Source organism: Pseudodesulfovibrio sp. lm2024 (assembly GCF_051175575.1).
Taxonomy (GTDB): Bacteria; Desulfobacterota; Desulfovibrionia; order Desulfovibrionales; family Desulfovibrionaceae; genus Pseudodesulfovibrio; species Pseudodesulfovibrio caledoniensis.
Genome location: NZ_CP195092.1, coordinates 3,768,659 through 3,792,481, shown reverse-complemented (window position 1 = coordinate 3,792,481; position 23,823 = coordinate 3,768,659). Strand labels below are relative to the sequence as shown.

Sequence of the window (23,823 nt, the reverse complement as noted above, 5' to 3'; positions counted from 1 at the left end):
CGTCAGTGCGACGCGGCCGTTCGCGCGCGGACGGCTCTGAGCGCCATGATCAGGGCGAGGGTGGCGGCCACGGCGGAGAGCAGGGCGAGGGAGAACGCCGCGAATACGCCCAACCGGACCATGAACCCGCTGACCACCACATAGAACAGGATGATCCCGAGGGCGCTGATGGCGTTGCCGCGCACGGCCGCGACCATTTCCGGCCTGCCGTTCAGCTTGTGCAGAAAGACCGTCAACGGCCAGGCGACCACCGGGATGGGGGAGAGCAGGCCGCTCCAGTGCGGGCCGATCAGATGCGCCAGGGCGGTGACCGCGAGCAGCAAGGCGGTGGACGCACCCATGCGAAGGGGGATGCTCCACGAAGGGGTTTTGGGGGACGCTGCCGGTTTATCGCCGGTCACACCGGTGCAACGGATGAGCGCGCCGATCAACAGCAGGTCCGCCGGTATGGCCCAGCCCGAAAAGGGAGCCTGGAACGTCAGCAGGGAACAGGCGGCGAAAAAGGCCAGCGAGCTCAGGCAGCCCATGAGCACCGAGGCGACTCTGGTGACGTGGAGATAGAAGAGATAGGTCAGCAATACGGCCGTCAGCCCGGACAGCGCGGACGACGCCGCCCGCTCGGCAAAGGAAGCCCCCTGCTCGACGGCCAGGAAAAACATGATCGGGGCGGACGTCAGGGGGAGGCCGGAGATGATCCCGCCGACGAATCCTCCCCATCTTCTGGCCGCCAGCGAGACGGCGAGCATCATCACCGGGGTTACGGTGAGCTTGATCAGCAAAAGCTCAAAGGGTGTCATTGTTCCATGTGATGATAAAAGTATTCGGCATGTTGGATGACCGGCTCAAAGGCCGTCCGTATTTCTACCCGCCGCGCGACACGAAGGCAAGGGGCGTCGCGCAGGCCGCCTCGCGGGGTACGGGCCCGCTTCCCCGGCCGTGCCGACTCTGCTAAGGAGAGGGTATGCACGGCCGCGACATCCGCATCGACAACGCCAAGGGGCTGCTCATCATCCTGGTGGTCATGGGCCACCTGGTTTGGCCCGTGCCGAGCGGCGACCGGGCGGCGGACGCGCTCTATTTCTTCGTCTACTTCTTCCACATGCCCATGTTCGCCCTGGTCTCGGGATACCTCTCCCGGGCCGAGACGGGCATGCCCGCGCTGGAGAAGAACGCGCGCCTGCTCCTGGCCCCGTACGTGGTCTTCTTCGCCCTGCACGCGCTCGTCCTGCGGCTCATGGGCGAAGCGCCGTACCCCTTTCTCCAGGGGCTCTACGGGCTGTGGTACCTGCTCAGCCTGTTTGTCTGGCGAATGGTCCTGCCGTACGTCCGGCGTGTGCCCCTGGCCCTGTCCGCAAGCATCGTGCTGGCCCTGGCCGCCGGGTTCGTCCCGTTCCTCGGCCTGGACCTGAGCCTGTCGCGGACCGTGGTTCTGCTGCCGTTCTTCCTGGCCGGGCACCGGTTGCGGGAAACGGGCAGGCCGCCCACCGAGACGGTCGGTCGCGCGGCGGGCGCGGCCCTGGTCGCGGCCGGGCTGCTCCTGGCCTGGTGGCTTTCCGGATACAATTTTCAGCCCATGCTCTACGGCAACGCGCCGTACGCGGCACTGGGGCCCGGCGTGGGCGTGGGGCTGTCCGCCCGGGCGGTCCAGCTGGCCGTGGCCTTCGGCCTGGGGCTGGGCGCGCTCGCCCTGGTCCCCTCCGGCGAAAACCCGCTGACCCGCGTCGGCCGCCATTCCCTGCACGTCTACCTGCTCCATTCCGCGCTCCTCGTCCCCTACCGGTTGTGGCCCGCCGCCTACGGGTTGGTCGGCTCCACGGTCTGGCTGCTGGTCCCCACGGCCGTGGCCCTGGCCCTGATCCTGGCCAGCCCCCCGGTGGTCAGGTGGACCTTCCGCCTGGTCGCGCCCCTGCCCCCGGCTCGCTGACGAAGGCGCGGATCGGGAAGGCAGAGGCCGATTCCAGGGGGCGAGACCCGTGGCCGAGACGCCCGGCCTCGCGCCGGAACTGCGCAGCCCGCATACAGGCCCGCGATATCCGACAAAGGAAAAGGCCCCGGTCGAACGACCGGGGCCTTTGTTTTTTTGCGCCTCGTGAGAGGGTGCTACGCCGGATGCTACATCTGGGCGAGCGCCTCTTCCGGGGTGATGGTCGCGATGTCCAGGGCTTCGCCGACTGCCGGGCAGGTCAGCGTGCCGTTCCAGGTGTTCAGACCCAGCGCCAGTCCGGCGTCCTCCTTGAGGGCGTCGAGGCCCTTGGCGGCCAGGCGCAGGGCGTAGGGAGCGGTCTGGTTGACCAGGGCGAAGGTGGAGGTGCGGGGCACCGCGCCGGGCATGTTGGCCACGCCGTAGTGGACCACGCCGTCGACCTCGTAGGTGGGGTTGTCGTGGGTGGTGGCGTGAGTGGTCTCGATGCAGCCGCCCTGGTCCACGGCCACGTCCACGATGACGGAACCCTTCTTCATCAGGGGCAGCATGTCGCGGGTGATCAGGTTCGGGGCCTTGGCGCCGGGCAGCAGGACCGCGCCGATGACCAGGTCGGCCCGCTGGACCATCTGGCGGATGTTGGGCTCGGTGGACATCATGGTGGTGATGCGGCCCTGGAAGACCTCGTCCAGGTACTGCAGACGCTGGTGGGAAAGGTCGAGGATGGTCACGCGCGCGCCCATGCCCATGGCGATGCGGGCCGCGTTGGTGCCGACCACGCCGCCGCCCAGAACGAGCACTTCGGCAGGGTACACGCCGGGCACGCCGCCCAGCAGGATGCCCTGGCCGCCCTGGGTCTTCTCCAGGTAGTGCGCGCCCACCTGGGTGGCCATGCGGCCGGCGACCTCGGACATGGGGGTCAGCAGGGGCAGGGTGCCGTCGGCGGACTTGACGGTCTCGTAGGCCACGCCGGTGGTTCCGGCGTCGAGCAGGGCCTTGGTCAGCTCGGGAGCGGCGGCCAGATGCAGGTAGGTGAACAGGAGCAGGTCCTTGCGCAGGTACTGAAATTCGGAAGCCAGCGGCTCCTTGACCTTGATGACCATCTCCGCGCCCCAGGCTTCGGCGGCGGACACCATCTTGGCGCCGGAGGCGGCGTATTCCTCGTCGGTCAGGCCGCTGCCCAGACCCGCGCCGGCCTCGACCAGCACTTCGTTGCCCTGGCGGACCAGGGATTCCACCGCGCCCGGGGTCATGGCGACACGATTTTCCAGCGTTTTGATTTCCTTGGGGATACCGATAATCATCTGATGCTCCTTTGCAAAGCTCTCCGCCCTCTCCGGCGGCATTGAAGTTATTTGGTGAAGGTTTCGATCACGGCGTCGGGCAACATCAGCCACTTGCGCCGGGATTTCATGACAACGAACGATTCGGATGCGTTGATGCCGCCCACCTGGGACAGATCGCGATCCAGGAAATGGTAGAGGTCGTCCATGCCTTCCTGGCAGACGATCTCCACGATGATGTCGTAGCGCCCGGTGACCACGGCCGCCCAATTGACCCGGGGCAGTCCCCCGATCTGGTCCAGTTTCTCGCCGAGCTGCTCGTGGCTCATCAGGCTGATGCCCACCAGGGCCACGGTCAGCCCTTTGACGCGCGTGGGATTGACCAATCCGGCCACCTTGAGCGCGCCCGCCTGCATCAGGTTCTTGAGCCGCGAGCGGACCGTCGGGGCGGTCACGCCCGTGGCCTCGCCGATCTTGCCGGGCGAGAGCTGGCCGTCGCGGGTCAGCTCGGCCACCAGCCGCTTGTCTTGCGAGTCCAATGCGTTTTTCATTTTTGTCGGTCCGTATTTTCGTTTTGGAAAGTGTTGTGGGGTACTTTTTACCTAAAAGTAAAAAATATTGTCAATGGTTTTTTGTGGACACGGGATTTGAGTCAAGGAAATCGGTGCCGGGCGCGGCCGGTGGTCGGGGAGCCTCCGGCGAGGCGGGATCAGGCGGTCAGGGAGCCGATGAACAGGGCGGCGCCGAACAGGCCGATGGCGGCCGCGCCGCAGATGGACAGCCCGGCGTGGATATAGCCGAACAGGCGGCGGTTGCGGCCGGACAGGGTCAGGGCGGTCTTGCGGGCGCAGACCGCGAACCAGGCGAACAGGGTGGTGGTCAGCCCCATTCCCAGGGCCATGACCAGCAGGGCCGCCACTCCGGTCCAGAAGATGTTCAGGCCGATGGCGAAGGCCAGGATGACCGCCGCGCCCGGGCAGGGGATGAGGCCGGTGACGAAGGACACGGCCAGGATGGATTTGACGTCGCCGCCCTCGGGATCGGCGTGAGCGCAGGCGTGGTCCGCGAGCGGGCCGCCCCGGCGCAGGTCGAGCACGGCCTTGCCCAGCAGGAACAGCCCCATCAGGGCGAGCAGCGCGTATCCGGCGGGCTGGATGGCCCGGCTGGCGGCCGCGAATCCGCCCATGCCCGAGGAGAAGATCAGGTAGGCCGCGCCCACGGCCAGGGCGGCGGAGCCCATGTGCACGAAAGTGATGGCGTTGCCCATGAGCGCGCCGCGCAGCAGCGAGCCGGGGCGGCTCAGAAACCAGGAGCAGACCACGGCCTTGCCGTGCCCCGGCCCCACGGCGTGGACCACCCCGTAGACGAAGGACAGGGCCAGGAACATCCACAGGGGCGCGCCCCATGGCTGGTCCTTGAGCCGGGTGCCGAACCCGTTCAGCCGCTTGGTCAGCTCCTTCTGGGTGGAACGCACCAGGTCCATGACCCGGCCGAGCACGCCCGTCCCCTGGTCCGCGCCGACCCGGTCCGTTTCCACGGACGGTACGGCTCCGGGCGCGGCGGACACGGTCATGTGCACGGCCGACGGCACGATGTAGCGCCAGTAGGTGTGGTCCTTGGCGGCCCGCACCGAGTGGCTGACCGAGACCCCGCCCTTGACGTCGAAGCGGATGCCGTTCTCGGCGTAGATTATGTCCGTGTAGTATTCCTTGTCGAACACGGCCATGCGGAAGTCGGCCAGCCGGTCCACGGGCAGGTCGAGCGGCACGTCGAAGTCGTAGACGAAGCGGTTGTGGTTCAACCCTGCGTGGAAGTTCGCCACGGTCACGGGCACCTGCTTGCCGTTGGTCTCGATCAGGGTGAAGTAATGGTAGTTGGCCAGGTAGGCGAAGGCCCCGTCGCGCACGGCCGCCTGTCCCTCGGGCGTGGCCAGGGCGGCCGCGTCCAGCCCGAGCTCGCTCAGGATCGCCCGGGTGAATATCTCGTCGAAGAGCCAGGTCTGGTGCACGCTCGACAATCCCTTATCGTCCACATGGAAGGTCAGGGAGACGTCCACGTAGACGTGCGGGTGCGCCCCGGCCCGTTGCGGGACCGTCAGGCACAGGGCCGCGAGGAGCAGGGCTGCCGGGAGCCATGTGGTCAGGGGCGTGCGCATGGTCGGTTCCGGCACAGATAAGGGAGAGCCTGGAAGAAGGCAAGCCCCGCGCAGCCGATGCGGCGGCGCGTTGCATTTTCAAGGGAGGCGTTATAGATTGCGCCATGCCCCATAGTTCGGTTCATCCCCTCCCGCCACGTCTTTCGCGACCGGCCCTGCCGCGCATCCTTCCACTCGTCCTTTGGCTCGCCGTTTCGCTTGTTCTTCCGTCTCTTCCGACGTGTCTCCCGGCCCTGGCTTTCGCCATGGACCGGGAGTTGCGCATCGTGACCGCGGAGCTGGGCGCGTGCGGCCACATGGAAGCGGGGCGGCCCGCCGGGTTCTGCTACGAACTGGGCAACGCCCTGGCCCGCGAGGCCGGATTCGCTTCGAAAAACCGTCTCGTGCCCCTGGCCCGAGGCGTGGAGGAGGTGGCCACGGGCAAGGCGGACATGATCATCATTCCGCCCGAGGGCGGCATTGTCGACATGGCCGAGGACATCGGTCCGGTCAAGGCGGTGACCATGGTGGCCTGGGCGCGGGTGGAGACGCCCCTGCGCAACGTCCGGGACCTGGGCGGCAAGACCGTGGCTGTGGTCCGGGGATCGCGCCACGAGCTGGACCGGGCCCGGGAGCTGGGTTTCATCCCCTTTCCATGCACGAACCATGAGCTGGGCTTCAAGATGCTCATGGCCGGGCGGGTGGACGCCGTGCTCGGCCCGTTGCAGGGGTTGACCGAGGCCGCGAAACGGCTCGGCCTGCACCGGCGGTTCCTGGGCCAGCCCCTGGTTTTGGAGCGCGATTTCATGCGCGTCTACGTATCCACGGGCGTGCCGGAGCCTGTGCGGGACCTCCTGCGCAAGGCGTTGCACCGGCTCATCGAGGACGGGACCGTGGCCCGACTCCGGGGCCGCTATCCGATATAACTGTGATGACACGGTGCGGGGAGTCGTGTACAGCCTCTCTGGAGGATGCATGATTCGGGAGTTGTCCCCCATTTCCCTTTTTCCGGAAAACAGATGCGAGCAGACAAACCCAAGAGAAAAAGGCCTCTCCTGACCAGCAGGTCCATCTCGCGGGACCTGACCTTCAGCCTGGTGGTGATCGTCATGATCATCGCCACGGCGCTCGGCGGTTTCATCTACTGGCAGCAGTCCCAGGAGATGTGGGACACGGCCGAGAAAAAGGGCGAGGACACCATCTCCTCCGTGGCCGAGATCCTGGCCGTGCCCATCTGGAACCTGGACTACGACAACGCCCGGCTGATCGGCTCGGTCTACACCCACGACGACATGGTCCAGGGCATCCGCATCTACGGCTCGCGCAACGAAGTGGTCTTCGCCCATGAAAAGTTCTCGGGCACGCCCGCCGACTTCAGCAAGGTCCGGCCGATCATCTTCGAGGGCCGCACCATCGGCCGGGCCGAGATCGACTTCACCCTGGCCCGCGAGAAAAAGCGCCTCGACGAGCAGATGTTCGTGTCGATCATCATCATCGTCGTGTCCATCTCCGTCATCCTGGCCATCACCGGCCTGCTCTTGCGCGTCTTCTTGAACAAGCCGCTGAGGGTCCTCCAGTCCGGCATCGCCCGCGTGGCCAAGGGCGACTTTTCCTACGACTTCGGCGAGGTCTACCACGCCGAGCTCCTGGAGATCGCCAAACGGTTCCGGCGCATGTCCATCGAGATCGAGGGCCGGGAGAACAAGCTCCAGACCATGAACAAGACCCTCCAGGAAGCGGAGGAGAAATACCGGTCCATCTTCGAGAACGCCATCGAGGGCATCTTCCAGGCCACCCCGGACGGCGTGCTGCGCCGGGCCAACCCGGCCATGGCCCGCATCTTCGGCTACGACTCCCTGGACGAGTTCTTGTCCAACGTCCGCTCCCTGAGCTCCCGGATCATGGTCAATCCGGACCACATGCAGGGGTTCTTCGACCGGGTGCGCGACCAGGGCGAGGTCAAGCGGTTCGAAGCCGAATACTACCGCCGCGACGGCAAGACCATCTGGGGCTCGCTCAATGCCCGGGCCATCCTCGACGACGAGGGCGACTTCGTGTTCGTGGACGGCATCCTCGAGGACATCACCGACCGCAAGAAGGCCGAGCAGGACCTGGCCGACCTGAACCGCCATCTGGAGCAGCTGGTGCGCGAGCGCACCGAGGACTTGGTCAACAAGGCACGCGAGCTGGAAGAGGCCAACCAGCGTCTGCGCGAGCTGGACGAGATGAAGTCCGCCTTCCTGTCCTCGGTCTCCCATGAACTGCGCACGCCCCTGACCTCCATTCTCGGCTTCGCCAAGCTGCTGAACAAGGAGTTCACGCGCAACTTCCTGCCCCTGGTCAACCCGGACAGCTCCCTCGCCCGCAAGGGCAATCGCATCCGCGAGAACCTGGCCATCATCAGCCACGAGGGCGAGCGTCTGACCCGGCTGATCAACGATGTACTCGACCTGAACAAGATCGAGTCCGGCTCCATGGGCTGGCGCGACGAGGACCTGGACATGAACGAGGTCATCGAGGTGGCCGCCAGTTCGGTCTCCGGCATGTTCGCCCAGACCTCGCTGGAGCTGCGCACCGAGGTCGAGCCCGGCCTGCCGCGCATTCTGGCCGACCGCGACCGCATGCAGCAGGTGCTCATCAACCTGCTCAACAACGCCTCCAAGTTCACGGAAAAGGGCTCGGTCACCCTGCGCGCCTTCCCGCGCTTCAACCAGTTGCGCGTGGAAGTGGTGGACACCGGCACCGGCATCCACCCCGAGGACCAGTCCCAGATCTTCGAGAAGTTCCACCAGACCCACACCGACGACACCATGGTCAACAAGCCCAAGGGCACCGGCCTGGGCCTGACCATCTGCCGCGAGATCATCGAGCACTACGGCGGCCGCATCTGGGTCGAGTCCGAGGTAGGCGTAGGCTCCACCTTCATCTTTACTTTGCCTTCCATGGAGTAGGGCGGCTTGCGATAGCGGGCCATCTGCACATTTTTCGAGGGCCCGCCTGATCCTCACGTACAGGGAGTACGCTGCGGTCAGGCGGACCCTCGAAAAATGCACAGCTGACCCACTCTCCCAAGCCTATCCATAGCGCGGCAAAAGAGCCGCTGTCGGATAGCTGCGCTCTCCGAATCGCTCCAAAGAATTAGAAAAAATCGCGCGTTCGCACGGCCCTGCCCAAGGCACACAAAAAGCTTTGAAGGGGAGTCCAGAGGGGAAACTTTCTCGAAAGTCTCCCCTCTGGCCGCCGGAGACATTCTTCGCGAGGGCCTTCGGGTGCGGGATTACCTGCCCGCCACGGCCGGGGCCAACTACCGCGACTACCAATACACCCAAGACAACCGACTGATGCGCGCGGGGGGCGGACAATACTCGCATGACGAGCGCGGTTTCCGGTCCATCTGGTCGGACAAGGGCGTGTATACTTTGTACGAGTACAGCCCGGACTATCGGCTGCTCAAGGCCGAAGAGGAGGACCGCGACAAGGCCTTCACCTTTGCCCACGACGAGGACGGGCAACGCGTGGCCAAGTACCGGAACGGCCAGCTTGTCGAGGCCTACCAGTGGCTCGACTTCGTGCGCCTGGCCGCGTTTTATGACGGGCGGCACCAACACGAATTCACCTACCGCGACGGCGAGCGCACGCCCTTCGCCATGAGCCGCGACGACGGGACCGTGGCCGGGCTGTTCTACGACCAGATCGGCTCCCTGCGCGTGGTTGCCGATATGGACGACAACGTGATAAAGGAAGTGCTGTACGACCCGTTCGGCGGCATCATCGAGGACACCAACCCGGGCCTGCGCCTGCCCCTCGGCTTCGCGGGCGGCCTGCACGACCGGGACCTGGGTTTTGTCCGCTTCGGCTGGCGCGACTACGACGTCAGGACCGGTCGATGGACCGCGCCTGATCCGATTGGGGAGAAGGGTGGGGACCCGGACTGGTACGGGTATTGTCTGGATGACCCGGTGAACGGGGTGGATCCGCTGGGGGTGTTCCGGTTTGGTAAAAGAGGATTAGGTTCTTTGCCTTTGCTCGGTTTATTTTCTGACAACCCTCTTGATGACAAGATGAATACTGAAATCGCTCATGAGCATGGATTCTATGAGGATGGCTCAGGCGATAACATCGGTTTTTCAAGGATGGACCGGGAAAAGATAATCAAGTGGGGAAGAAACCATACCAAATGGAAAGAAAGCATTACGACGATGAGCTAATGCGTGAAACAGTTGATTCGGTTAATCCGGGAGAATACAGACTGTTGGGTAACAACTGTCAGGACTATGCCGACAAGCTGCGGACAAAATATAAGAGAACTGCCAATAATTGGTCTTTGACTAAGGGAAAAGAGTCATTTGGCAAATAGATATAAAGGAGCGCGGTAATGAAAATATTGAATAAGAATTTAGGTAAATTCATTACCGTGCTTCTTATGCTTATAATCATGGGAATAGGTGGGTGGTTAGTCCTGCCTTTGCGAATGCAGAATGCGGTTTTATCAAATCTCTGCAACGATTTTTATGCTCCAGTATTTGATGAAGATCTTCCGATATGGGAAAATATACATCGAAGAATAGAGTTTTCTCCAGAATATTATGGAGAATATGGATTGTTCGTCGTGGTGGAAGGTTCCATGTCCGATTTGGCTTACCCTGTGAGATCAATGCCGGGAAAACTGTCGGTTAGCGTAACGCAGGATGGTAAGCTCACTGATATTGAGCATAGCGAACCATGGACCGGTGCGGTCGGACACAAAGATGGTAAGACAGCATACGAGCTCTTTGCCTTTCATGTCGGAAAGAATGTTCGCATTGTGACAATGGATCTTCAGGTCACTCAACCCTATACCTATTTCAAGACACGACAGCCTGTCCGGGTTGTCATAAAAAGCGCCTATCAGATGTAAGTAACCGCCGGAGAAGTCGGCACATGGCTTATTGAGGCTTTGCGGGCGGCCTGCACGACCGGGACCTGGGCTTCGTCCGCTTCGGCTGGCGGGATTACGACGTCCGAACCGGCAGATGGACCGCCCCGGACCCCATCGGGGACAAGGGCGGGGACCCGGATTGGTATGGGTATTGTTTGGATGACCCGGTGAACGGGGTGGATCCGGTAGGGTTAATGGGAAGCCAGCCAGAATCCCCTGAGAGCGAAGGCGCTATTCCTGCAAATAAGGTACAATGGCAAGCCAATCCTGGAGCATGTGAGAAATGTAATGAGCTTGATGGGCAATATTTTTCACAAGGAAATGAACCAGAAAAACCACATCCGAATTGTAATTGTAAAATAGTTGAATGCTATTATGTAAATGAATACAGCAGATGGGAAGAAATATCGCGATCAGTTCCTTCATATAATATGCAAAGCCCAATTTTTACACAATTTATAAATTCAACATTGGTTTTATGGACGAGATCATATTACATTATTGAGGAGAGAAAGGTAAATATTTGTATGGGATGCGGAACAAGGCGAGAGGCTTTAGAAACAAACACCGAGCATAGAAAGCGAAAGATACAAAGCACAGAATATTCGACGGCTTATTGTGCATCAACAACAAAAATAGATGAATGGTCAGTATGGTGGTGTGCTAATCCGTGGGTCCCCGGGGATATTCGGAGGGGATCGTTTAGGCCTGGCCCCTAACTAACTATGGAAAAACAAAATATACTAATCACCGTAATCCTGATCGGCTTGCTGTGTTCCGGTCGTGCCACAGCCGGGTGCCGTCCCGAGCGATACGTGGGGCCGGAACCCGGCTGCGTATATGAGTACGAACACTATGCCGGAGGACCCACGAAAGTCTTCGGGGTGGACCGGACGGCTGAGGGCGGGCTGAAGGTGCTCGTCGAGACCACGTTGCCGCCCGGGGCTCTGCCGCAGAGTGGGGAGACCGGGGTGCCCGAACGGAAAAGCCGATTCGTGCGGACGTACACGATACAGGGCAGCCGGGTCGTCCTGCGGTCTGCGCCTGAAGACTTTGTTCTCCTGGATTTGAGCGGGGACGAGTGGACCTTCCAAGCCAGGGTGTATGCTGCGGTTGCCGACGGGCAAGGAATAACGCAGGACTCCGAAGAACCATACAACATCGTCGGACGAATCGCGCAGCGCAAGGTTGTTGCCTTGCAAGGAAAGGAGCGCGAGGCCATTCAGGTCGGTTACTTCTATGTGGATCGGAACAATCGGCGACGGCCCCTGGCCGTAATCTGGTTCGTGGAGGGGCTCGGGCGGATTTACGGGGAGTTGTCCGACCCGATACGATGCAGGAGGGCCACGCCGGGCGAGATGAAGGCGGCGCGGCGGATATTCGATGCCGACAAGTAAGACGGGATGAGGCGGCTTTTTCGGTTGCAGGCCCGCCTCAACCATTACACGCAAGGCCCCCGTCCCGAGTACTCGGGACGGGGGCCTTTCATTTATTTATGTCCGGGTACGGCTACTCGTCGTATTCGTACTCGATATCGATGTGGATGGACTTGTTGTAGCGCTTTTCCAGGTCGGCCAGGATGCCGCGCTTGTTGTTCAGCAGGTAGATGGCCAGCTCCTCCTCGCAGTCGAACTCGACCTCCTCGCCGCCGGGCTTGCGCAGGTCGCGGTGGATTTCCTTGAGGGCCTGCAGGGCCTGCCATTCCATGTTGCGGCGGATGCCGGTGCCCTTGCAGCAGGGGCAGGGCTCGGTGGAGATGGCGATGGCCGAGGAGCCGAGCCGCTGGCGGACCAGCTCCATCAGGCCGAAGGACGAGATGCGTGAGACGTCGGTCCGGGCGCGGTCGTTTTTCATCTCCGCGCGCATGACCTTCTCCACCTCGCGGCAGTCCTTGGGGTTCTTCATCTCGATGAAGTCGATGACCACCTGGCCGCCGATGTCGCGCAGCCTGAGCTGGCGGGCGATCTCGCGGGCGGCCTCCACGTTGGTCTTGAGCGCCATCTTCTGGAAATTCTTTTCCCCGCCAATCTTGCCGGAGTTGATGTCCACCGCGGTCAGGGCCTCGGTGGCGTCGAAGACCAGCCGCCCGCCCGAGGGCATGGACGCCTCGCGGGAGTAAATCTCCTCCACCTGCTTGACCACGTTAAACCGTTCCAGCAGGGATAGGTCGCTGTCCTCGTGCAGGCGGACCAGATTGTTCTTGCGCGGGAAAGCCAGCTTCACGAACTGGTGGACCTGGTCATAGGTCTCCTTGTCGTCCACCCAAATCTCGGTGATGTCCAGGGTCAAGTAGTCGCGCACGGCGCGGGCGGCCAGGCCGAGCTCCTTGTAGACGATGGCCGGGGCCTTGACCTTCTGGGCGTTGGCGCGGATGTCGGTCCACAGCCGGTTCAAATACTTGTAGTCGCGCTCCAGCGCGGCCTTGGATTGCCCGATGGCCGCGGTGCGGGCGATGAGGCCCACGCCCTCGGTGGTCTCGAACCCTTCCAGGGCGGCCTTGAGGCGGCCTCGTTCCTTTTCGTCTTCGATCTTGCGCGAGACCCCGATCTGACTGCGGCCCACGGTGTAGACGAAGCTGCGGCCGGGCAGGGAGAGGTAGGAGGTCAGAAACGCCCCCTTCTTGCCGGTGGGCTCCTTGACCACCTGGACCAGGACCTCCTGGCCGGGCTTGAGCACCTTCTGCATCAGCGGGAAGCGCTGGCCCTTCTTGGTGGGCACGTCGTTGACGTAGTACTCGGGGTGGACTTCGTCGATTTGCAGAAAGCCGTTGCGCTCGGCCCCGTAGTTGATGAACGCGGCCTGCAGCCCGTTGTCGATGTTGTGGATGTAGCCCTTGTAGATGTTGCCCTTGGTCTTGGCCTGGTGGACCATCTCAACGTAGTACTCGTTGACCTTGCCCTCTTCGGCGATGACGACCTCGACCTGTTCTCCCGGCAGTACGGAGATGAACATCTTCTGCCGTTTCTTCTTGGTCATAAAAACCTCGTGACGAGAAATGTGTGTGTCTGATCCCGGCGCGCCCTTCAGTCCTCTATGACATGGCCCGTGCCGTGGTAGAAGGTCTCCCCCCGGTCATCCCGGCGGGTGACGTCGCCCATCTTTTCCAGGGCTTCCACGGCCTGGCGGACCTTGTCGAGGTCCGCTCCCAGGGCCAGGGCCAGCTGTTGCGCGGTCTGGGGCCTGCGGTGCAGGGAAGCGGTCACGGCAGCGGTCATCCGCTCCAGACTCATCTCCTTGCCGCCTTGGGCCCGCCGCTCGCCGGTGCGGGTCTCCCCGCCTCCGAGCGCCAGGCGCCACCGGCTTAGAACCGCCCCGTCCACGGGGCGGACCCCCTTGACCGTTCCGGGACGGGTCAGGGTGACCACGTCCACTCGGTCGGGAGCAAGCCGTTGGCAAAAATCCTTCAGCCTGCCGAGGTTCTCGTCGGAATCATTAATTCCTTCGGCAAGCAAAATTTCCAAAAATATCTTTCCTTTGAATTCATTACTGAACGCAAGGAGCCCCTCGGCCACGGCCTCGGGCTTCACGGCCTCGTCGGGCCGGTTCACCTTGGTGAATTCCGATTCCACCAGGGCGTCGAGACTGGGCAGGACCACGTCGGCGGCGCACAGTTCGCGGCGCACGTCCGGGTCGGTCATCAGGCTGGCGTTGGTCAGCACGGCCACGGGCGTCGCGGGAAAAAGCCGTTTGGCCCCGAGGATGACGTTTTCCATCTCCGAGTTCAGGCACGGCTCGCCGAGCCCGCCCAGGGTGATCATGTCAGGCGGCTCCAGCCCCTCCTCCTTCCACAGGGAGAGCTCCCCGAGTATGTCGGCCGCCGGGACGTACACCCTGCGCTCGCAGGTCCGGTCCCTGGTGGCTCCCACCTCGCAGTACACGCAATCCATGGAGCAGATGCGGTCCCCGAGCAGGTCGAGTCCCAGCGAGCGGCCGAGCCGCCCGCTCATGACCGGGCCGAAGACGTATTTGTATGCCATGTCGCGTCGCGTTCCTTGGAAGGAGTCCTTAACTCTTGCCAGCTTATTAAGTACCTGCGCGGTTCTGTCAAGTTCGGCGGCAGGCTTCCGGGATGCCGGAATTAATAATTGGTCGGACACCGGCCCTGGTATAATGTACTGCCGAGTCCCGTCTTTACGGAGGAACCGTTCGTGCTGGAAGTCATTCTCGAAGTCCTCAGATTTATTGTCCTCGCCCTGGCCTTGGGGCTCTTCATCCGCGCCGACAGGTCCGTGTCCTACGGCCGCAAGGGCTTCCTGCTCATCAAGATCGGCTTCTTGCTCATCCTCTTCGGGTTATTCCTTGAGATCACCGACCATCTCGGCATCCCGGGCTGGGGCGTGGTCGCCGACGTCCATGTGAATTTCTACCTGGCCAAGGTCGTGGGCCAGCTGGCCGGTTCGACCCTGCTCCTGGTCGGGCTGTGGTACTGGCTGCCGTCCATCAGGACCATGGACGAGGTTCAGGAGGCCCTGGACCGGGCCCGGAGCGACATGGAGGAGCACTTCGTGGCCCGGACCCGGGAGCTGGAGGCCGAGGTGGACCGGCGCTGCAAGGCCGAGGCCGAGGGGCGCATCTCCGACGAGCGCCGCCGCATCCTGTTCGAAAACAGCCCTGTCGGCATCACCCACGGTTTCGTGGGCGGGCGGTTCGTGGAGCGCAACATGGCCTACGCCCGCATGCTCGGTTACGACTCGCCCGAGGAGATGGCCCAGGCCCAGGCCCTGGAGGGCAGCACCTTTTCCCACATCGTGGATCCGGCCGACGTGGAACGCATCGTCAGCCGGGCCAAGACCGAGGACTACGTCAAGGAACTGATCGTGCGCATGCGGCGCAAGGACGGGGAGATCCGTTGGATACGCCTGGAGATGTCCATGGCCCGCGACCGCCAGGGGCGGAACTACTATTTCTACGCCTTTGCCCTGGACGTGACCGAGCGCAAGGAGCGGTCCGAGGCGCTGGAACGCTACAGGCGCCGCATCAAGGGCATCTTCGACTCTCTGCCTGTGGGCATCTTCGTGGTGGATATCGAGAAGCACACCCTGTCCGGGGCCAACCCCGAGGCCCAGAGGCTGACCGGCTACACCCGCGACGAGCTGATGGGCCTGCCCTGCAGCGAAATCCTGTGCGGCAACGCCTCCTCCTGTCCCTGGGGCGCGGTGGAGGAGGGCGCGCCCTGCACGGACGAGAGCTATCTGACCCGCAAGGACGGCTCCCGGCTGCCGGTGCTCAAGAACATGGTCTCCACCTCGGTGGACGGCCGTTCGAGCCTGGTGGTCAGCGTGCAGGACATCTCCGAGCAGAAGCGGCTCGAGGAACTGCGCGAGGACGTCAACCGCATCGTCACCCATGACCTCAAGGGGCCGATCATCGGCGTGATCAACGGGTGCAGGCTCCTGCTCATGGAAGAGGAGAACCTGGACGCCGAACTGAGCGAGATGCTGCACCTCATCGAGCACCAGGCCGAAAGGGCCCTGCAGATGATCGGGCTGTCCCTGGTCCTCTACAAGATCGAGGCCGGGACCTACGCCTACGAGCCCGAATCCGTCGCCGTCATGGGCGTGGTCCGCGAGACCCTGGCCAACCTGGGCGGGCAGATCGAGGACAAGAGACTGGTCGTGTCGGTCCTGCTCGACGGGAGCCCGGACCCGGGGCAGGGCGGTCCGACCATCCCGGCCAACAAGCTCCTGCTGGAGACCATGATCGCCAACCTGCTGCTCAACGCGGTGGAGGCAGCGCCCGAGGGAGGCGAGGTCTCGGTCCGGCTGGACGCGGGGGACCCCGTGGTCCTGACCCTGTCCAACGCGGGGGCCGTGCCCGAGGCGCTGCGCGAGAATTTCTTCGACAAATACTCCACCGGCGGCAAGCCGGGCGGGACCGGCCTGGGCACCTATTCGGCCCGGCTGGCGGCCGGGGCCATGAGCGGTTCCATCGAGCTGTCGGTCTCCGACGAAGAGGACCGGACCACGCTGCGGGTGGCCCTGCCCGGGAAGTGAACCCGTTTTCCTTGACTTCCGGCCTTGCGAACCGTACTCAGGGCCATCTTTCCCAGGAGGCCTGTTAACCATGATCGAACCCGGACAACTTATTCTGCTCATCAGCCACAAGGGCAAACGCTACCTGCGCAAGCTCGAGGCCGGAGGCGAGGTCCACACCCATGACGGCAAGCTGCTCATGGACGACATCGCCGAAGCCGGTTTCGGCCAGTACGTCCAGACCCACCTGGGCAAGGCGTACCTGGTGCTCAAACCGACCCTGCACGACCTGATCAAGGGGGTGAAGCGCCAGACGCAGATCATGTACCCCAAGGAGATCGGCTACCTGATGATGAAGCTGGGCATCGGCCCCGGCTCCACGGTCATCGAGTCCGGCACGGGCTCGGGCGGCCTGACCACGGCCCTGGCCTGGTTCGTGGGCGACACCGGCAAGGTCATCACCTACGAGCGGCGCGCCGACTTCTTCAAGCTGGCGGGCAAGAACCTGGAGCGCGTGGGGTTGTCCCACCGCGTGGAGCAGGTCAACCAGAACATCGAGGACGGCTTCCTGCACTCCGGCGCGGACGCCCTGTTCCTGGACGTGCGCACCCCGTGGGAATATCTCCACTCCATCCCGAGCGCGGTCATCCCCGGCGCCATGTGCGGCTTCCTGCTGCCCACGGTCAACCAGGTGTCCGACCTGCTGCGCGGCCTGGAGGAAGGCCCCTTCGCCGACCTCGAGGTCCTGGAGATCCTGGTCCGCCGCTGGAAGCCCGTGGCCGACCGGCTGCGCCCGGACGACCGCATGGTCGCCCACACCGGTTTCCTGGTCTTCGCCCGGTACATGGAGCCGCCCGCGGCCAAGCCCCGGTCCGAGGCCGTGGCCGACCCGGACGAGGCCCCCGACGCGTTCCCGATGGATGCCGAGGACCTGCCCGACGCCCCGGCGCCGGAAGACGTCCCGGACGATAACGAGTTCTGATCCCCATACCGTTTCAGGCCCGCTCCAAGGAGCGGGCCTTTTTTGTCCCTTTGTCCCGCCGTGCGTGCGGCGGACCTGGCCTCGAGATCAACTTTTCTGTAAGTCTGGTGACATACGCCTCTCCGGCCCGGCGTACAGCGTGTTTGCGCGGTCGGGCATTCATTGTGACAAATAGCGAAAGTGGGCTGTCCGGCTCGACAACGGCGGCGTGAAGACGTATGGTTTCCGCCCGTATCCGGTGCGCCGTCCGCCCTGGACGGCCCATGCGGGAATGGCCGTCGAACCACACCACCCACCGAGGACAGAACGCTTGAAGAACCGCCGCCCGACCCCCGAGGAACGCCTCCGGATACGCGTCCGGGAACACGCCGCCCGCCTGCGCGACGGCGACGATCCCGTGGCGTTCTGGGCGTCGTTTTGCGAGGGGATCCTGGCGGAGTCCGCCGGACCGTTTCCGGACGCCGACCCCGGAGCGGACCGGGACGCGGCGGCCGGCCTCAGGACGTCGCGGCTGAACACCCTGTTCCTGAGCCTGCGCACCCCTGTGCTGCTGCTCGACCCGGACCTCATGGTGGAGGTCATGAACCCGGCGGCCTGCGAGCTGACCGGCGCGGCCGACATGGAGGCGTGGTGCCGGGGCGACCATGCCCCCGTGCCCCTGAGAGAACTCGCCCCCTGGTTGGAGGGCGCCCTGGAGTCCGAGGGGCTGGGCGAGGAAACGGTCGAGGCCTGCCGCCTGGACGTGCCCGTGGTCCAGCGCCACGGCGAGCGCCATTTCAACGTCGCGGTCTCCCTGGCCGCCGATTGTTCCGACCGGGGCACCGGCTACGCCGTGGTCCTGGACGACATCACCGACCGGGTGGAGGGCGAGCGCGAGCTGGCCGGGGAACGCAACCGGGTGGCCCACTATCTCGACGTGGTCGGGTCCATGGTCTTCACCCTGGACGCGGCCGGCAGGATCGACATGATCAACCGGACCGCCTGCCGCGTGCTGGGCTACGCCGAGGAGGAGCTTCTGGGCCGGGACTGGGTGGAGGCCCTGGTCCCCCCGGTGCAGCGGGACGAGATCCGCGACTGCATGTACCTGGTCCTGTCCGGCCAGGTGGAGGAAGAGGACGAGCGCACCTTTCAGGTGACCACGCGCGAGGGGTTCAAGCGCATGGTCCAGTGGCAGAGCCAGGTGTTGACCACCGAGGGCGGCCTGCCCGTGGGCATGCTCCTGTCGGGCACGGACATCACCGAGCAGCGGGTCATCGAGGAGGCTCTGGCCGAAAAGGAGCTGTGGCTGCGCAGCACCTTCGTGGCACTGGGCGAGGCCGTGCTCATCCTCACCCCGGAGATGACCATTCTGGACGCCAACCCGGCGGCCGAGGCCATGTTCGAGCGGTCCCAGGCCGATCTGCAGGGCGAGCCGGTCAGCGGCCTGCATGTCAACGCCCAGCATTATGACGATTTTCTGGAACGGTCGCGAGCCGCCTTCGAGGCCGGGGAGCGCGCCCTGTTCGAGCTGCCCCTCAAGCGGCGCAAGGGCGAGATATTCCCGGCCGACCAGTCGGTCTCGCTGATCAAGGGCGACGACGGGTCCACCCTGGGCGTGGTCAACGTCATCCGCGACATCTCGGACCGCAAGTACGCCGAAGCGGAGCTCAAGCGCAGCGAGGAGAAGTTCCGGCGCATCTTCGAGACCATCGAGGAGGGGTACATGGTCACGGACCTGGAAGGGACCGTGCTCATGGTCAACCCGGCTACATGCAGGCTGCTCCTGTACGAGGAGTCCGAGCTGGTGGGCCGGAACATCGATACCCTGTACCGGCAGACCAGCGAGCGCGCCGGTTTCCGCGAGGTCCTGCAGGCCAAGGGGGCCGTCCGGGGGCTGCAGATGACCGCCCGGCGCAAGGACGGGACGGCCATCGTCATCGAGGCCAACGCCCACCAGGTCCTGAACAACCAGAACGAGCCCGTGGCCATGGAAGGGACCTTCCGCGACATCACCCGGCGCATAGAGGCCGAGAAGGTCCTGCGCGAGAGCGAGAAGCAGTACCGGGCCTTTTTCGAGAACAACCACGCCATCATGCTCCTGACCGATCCCAAGTCCGAGCGGATCATCGACGCCAACCCGGCGGCCGAACATTTCTACGGCTACCCGGTGGAAGTCATGCGGACCATGAACATGAGCCAGATCAACGCCCTGGGCCGGGACGAGATGTTCACCGAGATGCGCCGTTCCATGGACGAGGGGCGGACCTACTTCATCGTCCGTCACCGGCTGGCCGGCGGCGAGATGCGCGACGTGGAGGTCTACTCCGGGCCGATCATGGTCCAGGGGGCCCAGCGCCTCTATTCGGTCATCCACGACGTGACCAAACGCATCGAGCTGGAGCAGGAGATGAAGCTGCTGGCCACCACCGACGCCCTGACCGGAGCCAGCAACCGCCACCAGTTCTTTACCCTGGGCGGGGTGGAGGTGCAGCGGGCCAAGCGCTACGGCCTGTCCCTGGCCGCGATCATGCTCGACATCGATTATTTCAAGTCCATCAACGACACCTACGGCCACGCGGCCGGGGACCAGGTCCTCAAGGCGCTGTCCGGCGCGGTGTCGTCGCTGCTGCGCGCGCCGGACATCTTCGGCCGTCTGGGCGGGGAGGAGTTCGCCATCCTCCTGCCCCAGACCGGGATCGACGAGGGGGCCGAGGTGGCCGAGCGGCTGCGCACCACCCTGGCCGGGCTTGAGGTGGAGGTGGGGGGCGAGACCGTGTCCTTCACGGTGTCCATGGGCGTGACCCGGGTGAGCGCCGGGGACAAGACCGTGGAAGAGGTCCTGAACCGGGCCGACGAGGCCCTGTACAAGGCCAAGCGCATGGGCCGCAACAGGGTCGTGCGCGGCTGACCGGGAAGGTGTCCGGCAGCGATTTTCAAGGGGGCGGTCAAGCCCTGATAACCCTTTTCATTGACCGGTTTTTCCTTGAAAAAACCTTGACGTTTTCCCATGGGTTTGGAATATGGTTCTGAGTTTTACGTGACGATTTTCACTATCTATCTAAGGCCTGTCCGTGAAATGCCCGCCCGCGCCGTGAAGGCCGGGTTCGCAAGTGGGCCATTTCACGGATTGATGCGGGTTGTTAATGACTTTTGAATCCACGTTGGCCGAACGCAAGGCCGAGCTGTCGCAGAAGTGGGCGGAACTGGTCCTCGGGACCTATCCCAAGGAAACCCAGAAAGTCTGGACCCGGCAGAAGGATCGATTCCAGAACCCGGTAGGGGCGGCCATCATAGAGGCCACCGGGGAACTGATCGATCACCTGATCGAGTGGCGGGACGCCGAGGGCATGGCCAGGAGCCTCGACAAGCTCATCCGTATCCGGGCGGTGCAGGATTTCACCCCCTCCCAGGCCATCAGTTTTGTATTTTTGCTGAAAAAACTTCTTCGCGACGAGTTTTTCCGGCCCATGAAGAAGGACGGGACCCTGGAGGAGCTGCTCCGGTTCGAGGCCAAGGTGGACAACCTGGCCATGATGTCCTTCGACATCTACAGCAAGAGTCGCGAAGAGGTCTTCCGGTTCCGCGTGGAGGAAGTGAAGCGCGCCCAGAGCAGCCTGCTCAGGAAAGCCGGAATGGTTGCGGACGTTACGGCCGATAAATCGGCCGATTAGGGACGCGCCGGGTGTGGCGCACGGTGCAAGCCGGGCGAAGTATGAAGAGGGGTGGGGGTTCCTTCCGCGAGGATGTGGATCCGTCTTCAACGCATAGCTTCAAACATCTTTGCACCGGCCCCTCCGGAGGAGTCCCGAAAAGTGGCAGGCCGACCAGGTAAACCCGGCGGTCCAACCTTCAAGCGAGGTGACGGTAGATGAATGCTCTTTACTCACTTCTGTTCGTCTTTCTCCTGGTGTTGATCCCGTTGTTCGGGGTTGATGCGGCACACATGAGGACTTTCTTCGGTGTCTGCATCCCGACAACGGCGTTCATCATCTTCATTATCGGCTTTGTATACAAAGTCGTCACCTGGGGCCGGAGCGCCGTGCCGTTCCGCATCCCCACAACCGGCGGCCAGTTCCAGTCCTTCGATCCCGAGCTGTTCAAGCAGAACAAGCTGGACTGTCCCCAGACCGGCGCCCAGACCTTCTTCCGCATGGTTCTCGAGGTCTTCGCGTTCCGCTCCCTGTTCAGGAACACCCAGGTGTCCCTGCACCAAGGCAAGGACCATCCGGTCGTCGCCTACAAATCGAGCAAGTGGCTGTGGCTCTTCGCCATCACCTTCCACTACTCCTTTTTCATCATCGCCCTGCGGCACCTTCGCCTGTTCCTCGAACCGATCCCCTTCCTCCCGGTGGGCGCGCTCGAGTTCGTTGACGGCATCCTGCAGATCGGCGCTCCGGTCATGTACCTGAGCGACCTCGGCCTGGTGGCCGGCGTGCTTCTGCTGCTCGGCCGCAGGCTGGTTCTCCCCAGGATCAACTACATCAGCTACGTCTCCGACTACTTCCCGCTGCTGCTGATCCTGTCCGTCGCCCTGTCGGGCATCTACATGCGCTACTACGCCAAGGTCGACATCATCGCGATCAAGGAGCTGACCATGGGTCTGGTGACGTTCCACTACGTCGTCCCCGAGACCATCTCCGTCTCCTTCTTCGTCCACGTCTTCCTGGTCAGCACGCTCATGGTCTACTTCCCGTTCAGCAAGCTCATGCACATGCCGGGCGTCTTCCTGTCCCCGACCCGCAACCTGCCGAACGACTCGCGCGCAAAGCACCACGTGAACCCCTGGAACGACCCCAACATCAAGGCCCACGCCTATGCCGACTACGAGAAGGAATTCGGCGTGCCCATGGCCGAGGCGGGTCTGCCCCTGGACAACCCCGAGAACGGGGTGCCCAAAGACGAGGCCGAGGCCTAGGGTTCACCGCCAGGTGATACTTTCTTTATCGAGGAGATAAGAATATGTCCGACATTCCCAAAGCAGACGAGCTCTTCAAGAGCATAGATTACAACCCGCCGCTCACCGGATGGATGGAAACCCCGGTGGACTTCTCGCCCGGCAATTGGTGCTACCCCGCCAAGCCCGAGAAGATCGAGTACATGGACAAGAAGCTGCCCGGCCTGTGGGGCGAAGCCCGTCAGTGGGTTCCGTCCGACGTGGACTGGAAGCTGCCCGCCAACTGGAAGGAGACCGTGGTCAACGGCTTCCGCGAGCGGCTCAAGAAGTTCCGCTCCCTGCAACTGTTCATGGACATCTGCGTGCGCTGTGGCGCCTGCGCCGACAAGTGCCACTACTTCATCGGCTCCGGCGATCCCAAGAACATGCCCGTGCTCCGCGCCGAGCTGATGCGCTCGGTCTACCGCGGCGAGTTCACCGTGGCCGGCAAGATCCTGTCCAAGTTCACCGGCTCCCGGGTCATGGAAGAGGATGTCCTGAAAGAATGGTTCATCTACTTCTACCAGTGCACCCAGTGCCGCCGCTGCTCCCTGTTCTGTCCCTACGGCATCGACACCGCGGAAATGACCATGATGGCCCGCGAACTCATGCACCTGGTCGGCCTGAACACCAACTGGATCATGGAGCCGGTCTCCAACTGTAACATCACCGGCAACCACCTCGGCATCCAGCCCCACGCCTTCAAGGACATCGTGGACTTTATGGTCGACGACATCGAAGAGGTCACCGGCCGGAGGGTCAAGGCCCCGCTGAACGAGAAGGGCCACGAGATCCTGTTCATCACCCCGTCCGGCGACGTGTTCGCCGATCCGGGCATCTACACCTTCATGGGCTACCTGCTCCTGTTCGACTACCTCGACCTGGACTACACCATGTCCACCTACGCGTCTGAGGGCGGCAACTTCGGCTCGTTCACCAACAACGAGTCCATGAAGAAGCTCAACGCCAAGATGTACGCCGAGGCCGAGCGTCTGGGCTGCAAGTGGATCCTGGGCGGCGAGTGCGGCCACATGTGGCGCGTCATCCACCAGTACATGGACACCATGAACGGCGACACCCAGTGGTCCGGCATGACGACGCCGAAGTCGCCCATCACCGGCACCGTGTTCAACACCGCCGCGGCGACCAAGATGCTCCACATCACGGAGTTCACCGCCGACCTCATCAAGCACAACAAGCTGAAGCTGGACCCCAGCCGCAACGACCATCTGCGGGTCACCTTCCACGACTCCTGCAACCCGGCGCGCGGCATGGGCCTGCTCGAGGAACCGCGCTACGTGCTCAAGCACGTGTGCAACAACTTCTTCGAGATGCCTCCGGCGACCATCCGCGAGCAGACCTTCTGCTGTGCGGGCGGCTCCGGCCTGAACACCGACGAGATCATGGAAATCCGCCTGCGCGGCGGCCTGCCCCGAGGCAACGCCCTGCGCTACGTGCAGGAGCAGCACGGCGTCAACCTGATGGCCTGCATCTGCGCCATCGACCGCGCGACCCTGATCCCGCTGGCCGATTACTGGGCCCCGGGCGTGACCATCTCCGGCACCCATGAGCTGGTCGCCAACGCCCTGGTCCTCGAAGAGGGCGAAGTCCGGACCATGGACATGCGCCAGGAACCCCTCCCCGGTTTCGAGGACGAAGACGACGACTGGACGCCCCCGACCAAGGAGGATGCATAAATGA

At 63.5% G+C, this 23,823-nt stretch carries 18 protein-coding genes and 1 pseudogene; 13 read left to right on the top strand and 6 right to left on the bottom strand.

The genetic code is table 11. The features are described 5' to 3' along the window. Positions 1-2 precede the first annotated feature (2 nt). Complete coding sequence (locus tag ACR42D_RS17715) at positions 3-797, bottom strand: hypothetical protein (protein ID WP_484568107.1); 795 nt, start codon at positions 795-797, stop codon at positions 3-5. Positions 798-961: 164 nt separating this feature from the next. Here ACR42D_RS17715 and ACR42D_RS17710 point away from each other — a divergent pair, with 164 nt between their 5' ends. Continuing rightward, positions 962-1,924 carry an acyltransferase family protein gene (locus ACR42D_RS17710; RefSeq protein WP_484568106.1) on the top strand — a complete coding sequence of 321 codons (963 nt, stop codon included), beginning with the start codon at positions 962-964 and terminating at the stop codon, positions 1,922-1,924. Positions 1,925-2,112: 188 nt separating this feature from the next. On the opposite strand, the gene ald is transcribed toward ACR42D_RS17710, so the two are convergent. From ald to ACR42D_RS17695, 3 genes are all read right to left on the bottom strand, one after another. Then, on the bottom strand, positions 2,113-3,225 hold the full coding sequence (ald, locus tag ACR42D_RS17705) for an alanine dehydrogenase (protein ID WP_484568105.1): 1,113 nt from the start codon (positions 3,223-3,225) through the stop codon (positions 2,113-2,115). A gap of 47 nt (positions 3,226-3,272) precedes the next feature. Further along, a complete protein-coding gene (locus ACR42D_RS17700; RefSeq protein ID WP_484568104.1) occupies positions 3,273-3,755 on the bottom strand; it encodes an Lrp/AsnC family transcriptional regulator in 483 nt (160 codons plus the stop codon). A 158-nt stretch (positions 3,756-3,913) separates the two neighbouring features. Next, positions 3,914-5,359 carry a HoxN/HupN/NixA family nickel/cobalt transporter gene (locus ACR42D_RS17695; RefSeq protein ID WP_484568103.1) on the bottom strand — a complete coding sequence of 482 codons (1,446 nt, stop codon included), beginning with the start codon at positions 5,357-5,359 and terminating at the stop codon, positions 3,914-3,916. Between the two features lie 245 nt (positions 5,360-5,604). Here ACR42D_RS17695 and ACR42D_RS17690 point away from each other — a divergent pair, with 245 nt between their 5' ends. The 6 genes and pseudogenes from ACR42D_RS17690 (at position 5,605) to ACR42D_RS17665 (ending at position 11,653) form a co-directional block, all read left to right on the top strand. Then, positions 5,605-6,264, top strand: coding sequence for a substrate-binding periplasmic protein (locus tag ACR42D_RS17690; RefSeq protein WP_484568102.1), 660 nt, complete (start codon positions 5,605-5,607; stop codon positions 6,262-6,264). 93 nt (positions 6,265-6,357) lie between these two features. Then, a complete protein-coding gene (locus ACR42D_RS17685; protein WP_484568101.1) occupies positions 6,358-8,289 on the top strand; it encodes a sensor histidine kinase in 1,932 nt (643 codons plus the stop codon). Positions 8,290-8,607: 318 nt separating this feature from the next. Beyond that, positions 8,608-9,546, top strand: coding sequence for an RHS repeat domain-containing protein (locus ACR42D_RS17680; protein WP_484568100.1), 939 nt, complete (start codon positions 8,608-8,610; stop codon positions 9,544-9,546). Positions 9,547-9,713: 167 nt separating this feature from the next. Continuing rightward, the gene (locus tag ACR42D_RS17675) at positions 9,714-10,235 is read left to right on the top strand and encodes a hypothetical protein (RefSeq protein WP_484568099.1); all 522 of its coding nucleotides are present in this window, start codon (positions 9,714-9,716) and stop codon (positions 10,233-10,235) included. A gap of 47 nt (positions 10,236-10,282) precedes the next feature. Continuing rightward, a pseudogene (locus ACR42D_RS17670) lies at positions 10,283-10,975 on the top strand (RHS repeat domain-containing protein); the annotation flags it as partial. 6 nt (positions 10,976-10,981) lie between these two features. Further along, entirely contained in the window at positions 10,982-11,653 is a 672-nt protein-coding gene (locus ACR42D_RS17665; protein WP_484568098.1) for a hypothetical protein, read from the top strand. A gap of 112 nt (positions 11,654-11,765) precedes the next feature. On the opposite strand, the gene ACR42D_RS17660 is transcribed toward ACR42D_RS17665, so the two are convergent. Then, positions 11,766-13,232, bottom strand: a complete 1,467-nt coding sequence (locus ACR42D_RS17660; protein ID WP_484568097.1) for an Rne/Rng family ribonuclease — start codon at positions 13,230-13,232, stop codon at positions 11,766-11,768. A gap of 47 nt (positions 13,233-13,279) precedes the next feature. Then, positions 13,280-14,233: a radical SAM protein gene (locus ACR42D_RS17655; protein ID WP_484568096.1), complete on the bottom strand. Its 954-nt coding sequence runs from the start codon at positions 14,231-14,233 to the stop codon at positions 13,280-13,282. Between the two features lie 171 nt (positions 14,234-14,404). Here ACR42D_RS17655 and ACR42D_RS17650 point away from each other — a divergent pair, with 171 nt between their 5' ends. From ACR42D_RS17650 to dsrK, 6 genes are all read left to right on the top strand, one after another. Next, on the top strand, positions 14,405-16,249 hold the full coding sequence (locus ACR42D_RS17650; RefSeq protein ID WP_484568095.1) for a PAS domain S-box protein: 1,845 nt from the start codon (positions 14,405-14,407) through the stop codon (positions 16,247-16,249). A gap of 70 nt (positions 16,250-16,319) precedes the next feature. Beyond that, complete coding sequence (locus ACR42D_RS17645) at positions 16,320-17,210, top strand: tRNA (adenine-N1)-methyltransferase (RefSeq protein ID WP_484568094.1); 891 nt, start codon at positions 16,320-16,322, stop codon at positions 17,208-17,210. A gap of 310 nt (positions 17,211-17,520) precedes the next feature. Beyond that, positions 17,521-20,097 carry a sensor domain-containing diguanylate cyclase gene (locus ACR42D_RS17640; protein WP_484568093.1) on the top strand — a complete coding sequence of 859 codons (2,577 nt, stop codon included), beginning with the start codon at positions 17,521-17,523 and terminating at the stop codon, positions 20,095-20,097. A gap of 235 nt (positions 20,098-20,332) precedes the next feature. Then, positions 20,333-20,860, top strand: coding sequence for an RsbRD N-terminal domain-containing protein (locus tag ACR42D_RS17635; RefSeq protein WP_484568092.1), 528 nt, complete (start codon positions 20,333-20,335; stop codon positions 20,858-20,860). Between the two features lie 197 nt (positions 20,861-21,057). Beyond that, on the top strand, positions 21,058-22,104 hold the full coding sequence (gene dsrM, locus ACR42D_RS17630; RefSeq protein ID WP_484568091.1) for a sulfate reduction electron transfer complex DsrMKJOP subunit DsrM: 1,047 nt from the start codon (positions 21,058-21,060) through the stop codon (positions 22,102-22,104). 44 nt (positions 22,105-22,148) lie between these two features. After that, the gene (gene dsrK / locus ACR42D_RS17625) at positions 22,149-23,819 is read left to right on the top strand and encodes a sulfate reduction electron transfer complex DsrMKJOP subunit DsrK (RefSeq protein ID WP_484568090.1); all 1,671 of its coding nucleotides are present in this window, start codon (positions 22,149-22,151) and stop codon (positions 23,817-23,819) included. Positions 23,820-23,823 lie beyond the last annotated feature (4 nt).